The 12,994-nt window shown below is 69.5% G+C and carries 2 protein-coding genes (1 of these 2 only partly in view); one reads left to right on the forward strand and one right to left on the reverse strand.

Features of this window, described 5'->3' with window-relative positions:
• Window positions 1–906, forward strand: coding sequence for an LLM class F420-dependent oxidoreductase (locus ACIP5Y_RS11950; protein WP_400349780.1), 906 nt, complete (start codon window positions 1–3; stop codon window positions 904–906).
• On the opposite strand, the gene ACIP5Y_RS11955 is transcribed toward ACIP5Y_RS11950, so the two are convergent.
• Window positions 886–12,994, reverse strand: the 3' end of a protein-coding gene (locus tag ACIP5Y_RS11955) for a non-ribosomal peptide synthase/polyketide synthase (RefSeq protein WP_400349781.1). It continues 16,610 nt past the right edge of the window; 12,109 of the gene's 28,719 nt are visible here — the last part of the coding sequence; its start codon lies beyond the right edge, outside the window; it ends in the stop codon at window positions 886–888. The genes ACIP5Y_RS11950 and ACIP5Y_RS11955 overlap by 21 nt on opposite strands.

Raw genomic sequence — 12,994 nt, forward strand, 5'->3', positions numbered from 1 at the left:
ATGAAGCTCGGAATCGGACTCACCAACTTCTCCTGGCCCATCCCCACCGGGGAACTGGGCGCCACCATCACCGACATCGCGCGCACCGCCGATGAGACCGGCTTCGACAGCCTGTGGGTGATGGACCACTTCTTCCAGATCCGGGTCTCCGGCGCGCCGCCGGAATCGCCTATGCCCGAGGCCTATTCGACGCTCGGGTTCCTGGCGGGCATCACCCGGCGGATCGCGCTCGGGGCGATGGTCGGCTCGGTCGCCTACCGGCATCCGGGTGTGCTGATCAAGACCGTCACCACGCTCGACGTACTCAGCGGCGGGCGCATGTATTTCGGTATCGGGGCGGGTGCGCCGTTCGATCCGGTGCCGGGTGGACCGGGACCCGTCTTCGAGGCCGAGGGGCTGGGAATTCCGTTCCCGCGCTTGGCCGATCGCTTCGAGCAACTGGAGGAGACCCTGCAGATCGCCCATCGGATGTGGGCCGGTGACGAATCACCGTTCCATGGCAAGCATTACCGACTGGAACGCCTGCTGAACTCACCGAACTCGGTGCGCCGCCCGCACCCGCCGATCCTCATCGGCGGCAGCGGCGAGAAGGTGACGCTGCGCTTGGTCGCCCGCTACGCCGACGCCTGCAATCTGTTCGATCTGCCCGGCGCCGGCTACGCCGACAACCTCACTCGCAAGCTGGAGGTCCTGCGCAGCCATTGCGAGGACATCGGGCGCGACCCCGCCGAGATCGAGAAGACCGTGGTGACCACGGTCGACTTCACCGACGGCGTCGCACCCGTCGCCGAGCACCTGCACACGCTCGAGGAACTGGGGATCCAGCACGCCCTCATCACGCCGCCCGGCGCATGGGACAAGTCCTCTCTCGCCGACGCGACCGCCCTACTCGAGCTGGTGCGCTGAGCCATTCCGGCCGCTCTGCCCACTCTGGCTGTTCTGGTAGTTCTGCAAGCAGCGCTCCAGGATCGGCCCGATCTCGGCGGCCTTGTCGGCGTTCAGCATTCCGGTATGCCATTCGTCGATCGGGATCTCCTCGACCCGGCCCGTGATGTGGGCACGCCAGGCTTCCGCGAATCGGTCCCGGCCTGCTTCCCGGGTGGACGTGAACAGCACCGCGTCGCCGGCGAACCGGCCGGGCTCGTACGGCAGCGGGTGCGAGAAGCTTTCGAGCACCCGCTCGACCTGTTGGGGTGCAAGCACTTCCGCACTCGCGAGCCGATCGGAGAGCAAGGCGTAGAAGTCGTCCAGATTCTCGATGTCGGGCATCTCGGCCCCGTCCAGGACATTCCGCCACCCGCCGAGGATGCGGCCGACGACCTCGAGGACGTCCCGCTGCTCGGGCTCCGCGGTATCCACCGCACCGGTTTCGGGAGTGGCGTCGACGAGGGCCAGCAGGCCGACTCGATGGCCCAGCTCCTGCAGGCGCACGGCCATCGCATGGGCGATCTGACCACCCAGCGACCAGCCCACCAGGTGGTAGGTGGTGTCCGGGAACTGTTCCAGGATCTCGCGGACGTACCGATCGGCATAGGCGCCGACCGATTCCAGCCGGGACTCGTCGGCGACGATGTACGGATCCTGCAGGCCGTAGACCGGGCGATCGGGATCGAGGTGTCCGACCAGGGAGCCGTACACCCAAGCCAGGCCGCCACCCGGATGCACGCAGAACACCGGCGGCCGGCTGCCCGCGGACCGCAGTGGCGTGAGTACACCGAGTGAAATGTTCATGGCGTCCGGCCCGCCGTCCAGGGTCTGTGCCAGCGCCGCCGGTGTCGCGTCCGAGAACAATCGGCTGGGCGGCAGTTGACTGCCGGTCCGGGATCGGATCAGGGAGACGACTTGCACTGCGGTGAGCGAGTTTCCGCCGAGCGCGAAGAAGTCGTCGTCGGCGCCGACCCGGTCCACGCCCAGCACCTCGGCGAATACCGTGGCGACGAGCTGTTCGAGCGGCGTCTCGGGGGCGCGGTACACCTGTGCCGGGAACACCGGCTCGGGCAGCGCCCGCCGGTCCACCTTTCCGGTGGCGGTCAATGGCAATGCGCCGAGCACCATCACCGCATCCGGAACCATGTATGCGGGCAGGCGTTCCGCGACAGCTCGCCTGAGCTGCACCGGATCCACCGAGCAGTCCGTAGCGGCCACGACATACGCCGCCAACCGCACGCCGGCCGGCTCCGGGCCGTCACCGGCGTCCTGGTGCACGACGACGACGGCCTGATCGACTCCTTCCAGATCACCCAGCGCAGCCTCGACCTCACCCAGCTCCAGTCGCTGCCCACGCACCTTCACCTGGAAGTCCGCGCGGCCCACGAACATCAGAGTGCCGGTATCGGACTCCGCATCATCGGCCGTCCACCGCACCAGGTCCCCGGTGCGATACAACCGCTCCCCCGCGGACCCGAACGGATTCGCAATGAACCGGGCCGCGGTCAGCCCCGCCTGCTCCCGATATCCGCGTGCCACACCGGAACCCGACACATACAGCTCGCCCACGGCGCCCATCGGCACCGGGCGCAGCCACGCATCCAGTACCGCGACGCGCGCTCCCGCGATGGGAGCGCCGATCCCCACCGGCTGTCCGGGCGCCGGTTCCGCACCCGTCACCCAGATCGTCGCTTCCGCGGGCCCGTACAGGTTGTGCACCCGGCGGCTGCCCGCGGCGTCGGTGCCCGACCAGCGCGAAACCAGCTGCGCCCCACACCGATCGCCGCCGGTCAGCACCACCTGCAACGTATCCAGACCGTCCGGCTCGAGTGACAACGCAACCGACGGGGTCAGGAATGCGTGGCTGATCCGCTGTCCCCGCAACAACTCCCATAGCGGCTGCCCGCCGTAGACGTCCGGAGGAGCGATCACCAGCGCGGAGCCGGCCTGGGTGGCCAGCAGCAATTCCAGAATCGCGGCATCGAAGGTGCGTGCCGCGACCGCCAGTACCCGTGAATCCGGTTCCGCCGCACAGCGATACTCGTGATCGGATGCCACCGCCGCCAAACCCGCGTGCGTGACCTCGACGCCCTTCGGACGTCCGGTCGAACCCGACGTGTAGACGACGTACGCGGTATTGCTCACGCGCACAGGCGCATTGCGGTCGGCATCGGTCACCGGTTCCGGCGAGCACTGCTCGATCCGTGCCGCAACTGCCGAATCGTCGAGCACCAGCCACGATGTGCCTTCGACCGGCAGCGCGTCACGGTGCCGCGCCGAGGTGATCCCCACTCGTGCACCGGAATCAACGCATACGAGGCTGTTGCGATCCAGCGGATGCGCGGGATCCACCGAGACGAAGGCAGCGCCGGTCTTGGCGACGGCCCAGACCGACAGCACCCACTCGAGCGACCGCGGTACGCCCACGGCCACCACCGACTCCGGTACCGCGCCCCGCTCGATCAGCCTGCGCGCCAACCGGTTCGAGGCGGCATCCAGTTCGCGGTACGAGACCCGCCGCGCCCCGTCGACCACCGCGTCGCCCTCGGGATTCGCCGCGACCGCAGCGGCCAGCAGTCCCGGCAGCGTCACCGCTTCGAAGGCCGCCGCTTCGTTGCACCGGCCCCATTCGGCGAGCAGCCGCTGCCGCTCCGGCACCACATCGATGTGCCGTACCGGTACCTCGGGATCGGCCGCCACCGTGCGCAGTACGGCGCACAGCCGCCCGGCGAAGGCCTCGATCGTAGCTGCGTCGAAAAGCTCGGTGGCGTAACTGATTCCGACCGGCATGGCGCCGTTCGCATCGGGTTCGTCGGTCAGTGTGAGGGTGAGGTCGAAGCGTTCGACGCCGGTATCGGCGCCCGCCGCGGTCACTTCGATGCCGGGCAGTGTCAAACCGGCCTCATCGAGATTGTGGAAGGCCAGCATCACCTGGAACAACGGGTGATGCGCCTGACTGCGCGGCGGATCCAGCACTTCGACGACCTGCTCGAACGGAATCTCGGCCTGCGCGAACGCCTCCAGGTCCACGCTCCGCACACCGGCGAGGAATTCGGCGAATGACACCGACTCGTCGATCCGCGTCCGCAGCACCACCGTATTGACGAACATGCCGACCAGGTCGTCCAGCAGGGCCGATCCGCGCCCGGCCACCGGTGTCCCGACCGCGATATCGGTGCTGCCGGACAGGCGCGACAGCACGATCGCCAGCGCGGCATGGAAGACCATGAACACTGTCACGCCCTGTGCACGGGCAATGGCCTGCAGTCCGTGGACCGTGGCCGCGTCCACCGTGCAGCCGAGCATTGCCCCGCGATGCGAGGCGACCGCCGGACGCGGCCGATCAGCCGGCAGCTCCAGCACCTCGGGCAGTTCCCGCAATTGCGCGGTCCAGTAGCCGAGCTGCCGCGACAGCATGGACGCCGGATCCTCGGCGGAACCGAGCAATTCCCGCTGCCACAGGGCGTAATCCGCATACTGCACCGGCAGCGGCGGCAGATCCGGTTGCTGCCCGGCGCACCTGGCGGCGTAAGCCGCGGCCAGATCCCGGGCCAGCGGGCCCATCGAGAACCCGTCCGCGCCGATGTGGTGCACCACGAGCACCAGCACGAACTCATCCGGCCGCACCGACAACAGCCTTGCGCGCAACGGCACTCGCGCGGCCACATCGAATCCCGCGGCCACCACGGCGGCTATCGCATCGGCGATTCCGGCGGCCGGCACCGGCTGCGGCATCAGATCCACATCCACCGCGCCCGCCGGCGCCGGGACCGGCACCACCAGCTGGAACGGCACGCCGTCCACATCCGGATACCGGGTCCGCAGCACCTCGTGCCGAGCCAGCACGTCCCACATCGCCGCCGCGAGGGCGGCGGTGTCCACGCGGCCGCGCAGGCGCAGCACCAACGGGATGCTGTACGCCACGGATTGCGGCGCCAGCCGGTTCACGAACCACATCCGCTGTTGCGCGAAGGAGAGCGGCACCCGTTCGGGACGCACCCGCGCAGCCAGCTGCGGAACCGGAACTGCCTGCGCCCCAGCCGATTTCTCGAGCCGTGCCGCGAGCAACCTCGCGAGCGCGCCGACCGCCGAGGCTTCGAACACGTCTCGCACGCCCACGGAGACGCCCGAGCCTTCGGCCAATCGTGCCGAAAGTCGTGTCGCCGACAGTGAATTGCCGCCGAGCCCGAAGAAGTCGTCGTCGACGCCGACCCTTTCCACGCCCAGCACTTCGGCGAAAACACCGGCCACCAGCTGTTCGGCCGACGTCGAGGGCACGCGGTAACTCGCATGCGCTGTCACCGGCTCCGGCAGCGCGGCCCGGTTCACCTTGCCACTGCTCGTCAATGGCAGTTGGTCGAGCACCACCACATCCGGCACCATGAAGCCCGGCAGGCGCTCGCCCACCGACCGCCGCACCTGCGCCGGATCCAGTACGTGTCCCGTCCCGGCCACCACGTAGCCCACCAAACGCACACCGCCGCCGGCCGCGTCGTCGGCGTCGCCGTGGTGCACGACGACCACGGCGTGTTCGATCCCGTCCAGATCGGTGAGCGCGGTCTCGACTTCGCCGAGTTCCAGTCGCTGTCCGCGCACCTTCACCTGGAAGTCCGACCGCCCCACGAACAGCAGGATGCCGGTGCCGGAGGCGTCGAGGATCCAGCGCACCAGGTCTCCGGTGCGATACAGCCGGCTGCCGGGCGCCCCGTACGGATCCGCGACGAACCGGGCGGCGGTCAGCCCCGCCCGGCCCCGGTATCCGCGGGTCACGCCGGGACCCGACACGTACAGTTCGCCCACCACTCCGACGCCCACCGGTCGCAGCCAGGAATCCAGCACCGATGCGCCCATGCCCGGAACGGGTGCGCCCAGCGAGACCGGATCGCCCACGCGCAGTGCGGGACTGATCGACATGATGATGGTGACCTCGGTCGGCCCGTAAGTGTTGAAGAAGCCGCGGGCGCTCACGGTGTCGGTGCGCGACCAGCGCGCGACCTGTGCGGGCGGGCAGGCCTCGCCCGCCACGATCAGTACGGTCAGCTCGTCGAGCCCGGCCGGATCCAGCGTGGCGGCCACACTCGGCGTTATGCTCGCGTGGCTGATGCGCCGGTCCCGCATGAACTCGGCCAAGCGCGGTCCGCCGTACACGTCCTCGGGGGCCAGGATCAGTACCGCGCCGGCGGGGACGACCAGCAGGAGTTCCAGCACCGCGAGGTCGAAGGTCCGCGCGGCGGCGCTGAGCACCCGTGAATCCGCCTTCACCGCATAGCGATACGACTGTTCGGCCGCCACCGCGACGAGTCCGGCATGCGGTACCTCCACCCCCTTCGGGAGGCCGGTCGACCCGGACGTGTAGATGACGTAGGCGGCATTGCTCGCGCGCAGCGGGCCACGCCGATCGGCATCGGTCACGGCGGTGTGCGGCCGTTGCCGGACCTGCGCACCCACCCCGGGGTGGTCGAGGAGCACCCACGACACCTCCCGATCCGGCAGGTCGGCCGTGTACCGGTCCATCGTGATCCCTACTCGCACACCGGAATCGGTGCACATGAACCGGTTCCGATCCGCCGGGTGTGCCGGGTCCACCGGCAGGAAGGCCGCGCCGGCCTTGGTGACGGCCCACACGGCCAGCACCCATTCCAGCGACCGCGGCAGCGCGAGGGCCACCAGCGATTCCGGGCCCACACCGCAGTCGATCAGGTGCCGCGCCAACCGGTTCGAGTGTTCGTCGAGCTCTCGATAGGTGATGCGCCGGTCCCGTTCGACGACCGCATTGCCGTCGGGGTTATTGGCGACCGCGGCTGCCAGCAACTCCGGCAGGGTGACGCCGCCCGCGGTCACCGTGACTCCGGGGAGCGGCCGGACCTGCTTGTTGCCGCCCCATTCCTCGAGCAGTAACCGCCGTTCCGGCGCGGACAGCACATCGAGATCCCGCACCGGCGCGGCGATATCGGCGGTGACCGCCGCCAGCGCCAGCCGCAGCCGCTCGCCGAGCGTCTCGATGGTCGCCGCGTCGAAGAGGTCGGGCCGGTACTGCAGCCGGATGCGCAACGACTCCTGCAGGATGACGGTGCAGGACAGCGGATAGTGGGTGGAGTCGGCGCCGGTGATCCCGGCGAGTTCCAGCTCCCCGGCGCCGGTGATGTGCCGAATGTGCTGGACGTCAACGGGATACGACTCGAACACCATGAGCGTGTCGAACAGGTTGTCGCCACCGGTGAGTGCGTGGATATCGGTCAGGCCGAGGTGGTGGTGGTCCAGCAGCCGGGCCTGCTCATCGTGGATGCGCGCCCACAGTTCACTGACGGATTCAGTGGGGTCGAAACGCACGCGGGTCGGGATGGTATTGACGAACAGGCCGATAGTCCGCTCGGCGCCGGGCAATTCGGCCGGACGCCCGGAAACAGTGGTACCGAACACCACATCGTTCCGGCCGCTCGTCCGTGCGAGCACCATCGCCCAGACCGACTGCAGCACGGTATTCACCGTCACCCCGGCGGCGGCCGCCGCGGCCAGCAGCGCCCGGGTTTCGGCGCTCTCGATCGTGAGGGACCGATCCACGACCGCGCCGACACCCGCATCCGGGCCAGCGGGGCCAGCGGGGCCAGCGGGGCCAGCGAGCAGGGTGGGTTCGGCACCGACCAAGGCCCCGGCCCACGCCGCTCGCGCTGCATTCCGGTCGCGAGTTTCCAGCCACGCCAGGAAGTCTCGATACGATCCGGCCGCCATCTCCACTCCGCCGCCGTACCGGTTGAAGAGGTCTGTTACCAACAGTGGCAGGGACCAGCCGTCGAGGATGACGTGATGGTTGGTCAGGATCAGCGCCCATCGGCCGGCGCCCAGCGCGGCGACCGTGTACCGCAGCAGCGGCGGCACGGCCAGGTCGAACCGGCGGTCCTGCTCGGCGGCGGCGAGCTCGGCCAGGGCCGTTTCAGGATCGGGCCGCTCGGTCAGATCGACGACCTGCCAGGGCAATTCGACGCTTGCACAGAGCACTGCCACGCTGACGCCGGCTGCCGTGGTGTCGAATGCGGTGCGCAGCCCCTCGTGCCGGTCCAGCACTGCGGCGGCAGCGCGGTGCAGGCGCTGCGGATCCAGGTCACCGTTGACGCGCACGACGACCTGGGCGGTGTACACGTCGGCGTCCGTGCCCGCGGCCAACCGGGCGTGGAACAGCAGTCCGGCCTGCAAAGGAGTCAGCGGCCACACGTCGACCAACCGCGGGTGACGCTGTTCGAGGACGGTGATATCCGATTGGGTCAGTGCCACCAGACCGAAGTCCGACGGGGAATGCCCACCCGTGCCGGGTATTTCGGCGTACTCGGCGATGGCGGTGAGCGACTGCGACCAGAGCGTCGCCAGTTCCTCGACCTCGTCGCGGTCCAGCAGCGTGCGCGGGAACCGGAATCCGGCCTGCAACCGGTCGTCGATCACGATGGCGCTGACATCCAAGGCGAGGGTCACCGGGGTGTCCGGGTCGGCCGCCACGGCCAGTTCGCCAAGCCCGCCGTCCAGACCGCCGGCCGCCTCCGAGACCCGCCCCAGGTAGTTGAACCCGATGCGTCCCGGCATCCGATCCGGCAGCAGCGCGGCCGTTTCGGCGTGGAGGTAGCGCAGCATGCCGTATCCGATGCCCTTGTCCGAGATCGACCGCAGGGTCTCCTTCACCGAGCGCACCGCGGCCGCCACCCAGGCGTCGGTGTCCTCGATATCGACACCGACACCGACACCGGCCAGGTCGAGGTCGAAGCGCACCGGGAACATCGAGGTGAACCAGCCCACCGTCCGTGACAGCTCCGCGCCGATCACCTGGTCCTCGCGGCCGTGGCCTTCCAGGCGCACCAGCACCGACGACTCGTCGAGCCCGCGGCGTGCTCGCCAGATGCGTACCGCCATGGCCAGACCGGCCAGCAGGCCGTCATTGACGCCACCGTGGAAGACGGCCGGGACCCGTGAGATGAGGGCCCGGGTAACAGCTTCCGGCAACTCGATCGCCACGCGTTCGAGGGTCGCGGCGGTGTCGATCGCCGGATCCAGTTCTCGCCCACCCAAACTCGGGTCGGGGCCGTCGACCATTCGCTGCCACAGTGGCAGTTCGTGCATCCGCTCCGGCGCCGCGGTGGCCAAGCCGTGCGCCCACCTGCGCATCGATGTCCCGACCGGAGCCAATACCGGCGCCGTCCCGGCCTTCGCCTGTTCCAGCGCGGACAGCAAGTCCGGCAGCAGGATTCGCCACGACACACCGTCGACGACCAGGTGGTGCGCCACCACTTCCAGCCAGCCCTGCACGCCATCCGCGGGTTCCAGCCAGACGAACTGCACCATCACGCCGCCGGCCGGATCGAGGCGGTTCATCGCCGCATCCAGTTCGGCCGTCGCGATCTCAGCCACGGTCCGACGGTCAGCAGCAGCCTCAACCGCAGTTCCACGGTCAGCAGCAGCCTCAACCGCAGTTCCACAGTCAGCAGCAGCCTCAACCGCAGTTCCACAGTCAGCAGCAGCCTCAACCGCAGTTCCACGGTCAGCGTTGATATCCGTGGCTTCGACTACCCGCCGTTGCAGGACTGCCGCCGCGTCGACGCTGCCCGGCGGCTCGACGAGCAGCGACCAGGCTCCGGACTCACTGTGCCGCAGCCGCGAGCGCAGCATGTCGTGGCGATCCAGCAGCGCCTGCAGCGCCGCGATCAGCTCCGCCGCGCCGACTCCAGCCGGGAGGCGCAGCACCACATGCTGATCGAACCGCCTGAATCCCTTGCCCCACTCCACCATCCACTGCGCCACCGGCAGCAGCGGCAGCTCTCCGACTCCGCCACCGGGCAATTCGGCTATCGCACCGTCGATTTCGGCATCGGCCGATCCGGCGACCACCGCGAGTCGCGCCGCGGTCCGCTGCTCGAAGACATCCCGCGGACCGAACGCCACTCCCAGCGCGCGGGCCCGCGCCACCACCTGGATCGAGACGATCGAATCGCCGCCCAGGGCGAAGAAGTCGTCGTCGACGCCGACCTTGTCCGCGTCGAGGACCTCGGCGAACACCCCGGCAATGAGCTGCTCGGCCGGCGTCGAAGGCGCGCGGTACTCCTGAGCGGGGAAGACCGGTTCCGGCAGTGCCCGCCGGTCCACCTTCCCGCTGGTGCTCAGCGGCATCTCGGCGAGCACCATGATCACGTCCGGCACCATGAAGCCGGGCAGCTGCTCGGCGACCGATCGCCGCACCGTCTCGGGATCGAGCGCGCATCCCGGCTCGGCGACGACGTAACCCACCAGTCGCACACCGCCGCTCTCCGGGTGGTGTACGGCGGCGACGGCTTGTGCGATGTCCGTCAGCCCGGTCAAGGCGGTCTCGACCTCGCCCAGTTCGAGCCGCTGCCCGCGCACCTTCACTTGGAGGTCGGCGCGGCCCACGAATACCAGTACGCCTGCGCCCGGGGTGGTTTCGTCCTCCTGCCAGCGCACCAGGTCGCCGGTGCGGTACAGCCGCGCTCCCGGTGTGCCGAGCGGATCCGCCACGAACGCCGCGGCCGTCGGCCCGGATCGGCCCCGATAACCCCGGGCCACACCGGAACCCGATACGTACAGCTCACCCACGACTCCGACCGGCACCGGACGCAACCAGGGATCCAGCACCGCAGCGGTGACACCCGCGATCGGGCCGCCGATGGCCACCGGTCGCCCCGGCGCCAGTTCGGTGCCGGTGACCCAGATCGTCGCCTCCGCGGGACCGTACATATTGCGTACGCGGCGCAAGCCCGCGGTGTCGGTGCCCGACCAGCGCGCCACCAGTTGCGGGCCGCATCGATCACCACCGGTCAGGACCAGCCGCAGATCGTCGAGCCCGGCGGGCTCCAGTGACAGGGCCACCGACGGAGTCAGGAACGCATGACTGACCCGCTGGTCACGCAGCAACTCCCAGAGCGGTTGTCCACCATAGACATCCGCGGGCGCGATCACCAGCGTGGCACTGCCGGAGAGGGCCAGCAGCAGCTCCAGGATCGCCGCGTCGAAGGTACGTGCGGCCACGGCCAGCACGCGGGAATCCGGTCCGGCCGCGCAGAACCGCCGGTGATCGGCCACCGCCGCGGCCAACCCCGCGTGGCTGACCTCGACGCCCTTGGGCCTTCCGGTGGAACCGGAGGTGTAGATGACATACGCGGTATTGGCCGGGCGCAGTACGCCGCACCGGTCGGCGTCGGTCACCGGCGTGTGCGGCGCTCGCGAGACCTGCATTGCGAGTTCCGGATCATCCAGCATCAGCCAGGACACACCGCGCAGCAGTCCGGCACCGTACTGCTGCGCGGTGATCCCCAGTCGCGCACCGGAATCGCCGCACACGAACCGATTGCGGTCCAGCGGATGCGCCGGATCCACCGATACGAAGGCGGCGCCGGTCTTGGCAATGGCCCATACCGAACGCACCCAGTCCAGCGATCGCGGCATGCCCACCGCGACCACCGATTCCGGACCGGCGCCGCGCCCGATCAGGCACCGCGCCAATCGGTTCGATTCCTCGTCGAGCTCTCGGTAGGTGAGCCGCCGGTCGCCTTCCAGCGCGGCGACCCCGTCCGGATTCGCCGCCACGGCCGCGGCCAGCAACTGGGGCAGTGTCACCGCATCGGCAATCGCCTCGCCGCACCCCCAGTCGTGTACGAGCCGGTGCTGCTCGGCCGGCAGCGTCGCCAGTTCGCGCACCGGCACGGCGGGATCATGGGCGATCGTGCGCAGCACCTGCCGCAGGCGTTCGCCGAATTCGGTGATGGCGGCGGTATCGAAAAGCTCGGTGCGGTACTGGAGTCGAATGCGCAGCGTGTCCTGCAGCATGGCGGTGCAGGTCAGCGGGTAATGGGTGGAGTCGGCGGCCTGCACCTCGGTGATCGCGAGCCCGCCGTGCCCGATCGCGTTCTCGAGGTGCCGCAACTCCACGGGATACGACTCGAGCACCATGAGAGTGTCGAAGAGGCTGTCGGTGCCGGTGCGCAGGTGGATATCGCGCAGTCCGAGGTGGTGGTGGTCGAGCAGCGCCGCCTGTTCGCCGTGGATGCGGGCCCAGAGTTCGGCGGCGGTCTCGGTGGGCGCCAACCGAACCCGGACCGGAATCGTATTGATGAACAGGCCGATGGTGCGCTGGGCGGCGGGCAGTTCGCCGGGACGACCGGATACGGTCGCGCCGAACACCACATCGGTGCGGCCGGTCGACTGCGCCACCATGAGTGCCCAGGCCGACTGCAGCACGGTATTGGCCGTGACCCCGGCACCGGCCGCCGCGGCGACCAAGGCCCGGGTGTCGGAACCGTCGAGAGCTATGGAGTGATCCGCCACCGTTCCGGTATCCGAACCGCCGCCGATCAAGGTGGGTTCGGCGCCGTCGAGGGCCTCCGCCCACGCCGTCAGTGCCGCGTCGCGATCGCGGGATGCCAGCCACGCCAGGAAATCCCGGTACGAGCCGGGCGCGATGCGTGGCTGCTCGCCGGTATACCCGGTGAACAGTTCGGTGAGCAGCAGCGGGTAGGACCAGCCGTCGAGGATGACGTGGTGATTGGTCAGGATCAGCGCCCAGCGATCGATCTCCAGCCGGGCGACGGTGAATCGCAGCAGCGGCGCGGCGGCGAGGTCGAAGCGTTGCACCTTCTCGGCTGCGGCGAGTTCACGCAGGCCGTTCTCCGGATCGGCGTGACCGCTGAGATCGACTATTCGCCAAGGCAATTCGAGCTCATCGCAAAGCACTGCCACGCTCACTCCGCGGCCGGTGGTGGTGAAGGCCGTCCGCAGGCCCTGGTGGCGCCGCACGAGCGCGGCCGCGGCCACGCGCAGGCGGCCCAGGTCCAGCTCGCCGGTCAGCCGCAGAACCAGCTGTGCGACATAGGCATCCGCGTCGGCGTCGTCGTCCGCCAGCTGAGCGTGGTAGAGCATCCCCGCCTGCAGTGCGGTGACCGGCCAGACATCTGCCAGTTGCGGATAGGCCGAATCCAGTGCGGCGACCTCGGATCGGGTCAGCTCTACCAAGCCGAAATCCGACGGTGAATGCCCGCCCGCGCCCGGGGTGCGCACATGGCCGGCGATGGCGGTCAGT

This window comes from Nocardia sp. NPDC088792 (assembly GCF_044750615.1).
Taxonomy (GTDB): domain Bacteria; phylum Actinomycetota; class Actinomycetes; order Mycobacteriales; family Mycobacteriaceae; genus Nocardia.

Coding starts and splice junctions, on each gene's coding strand:
- ACIP5Y_RS11950 (WP_400349780.1), top strand. CDS start 1: ATGAAGCTCGGAATCGGACTCACCAACTTCTCCTGGCCCATCCCCACC.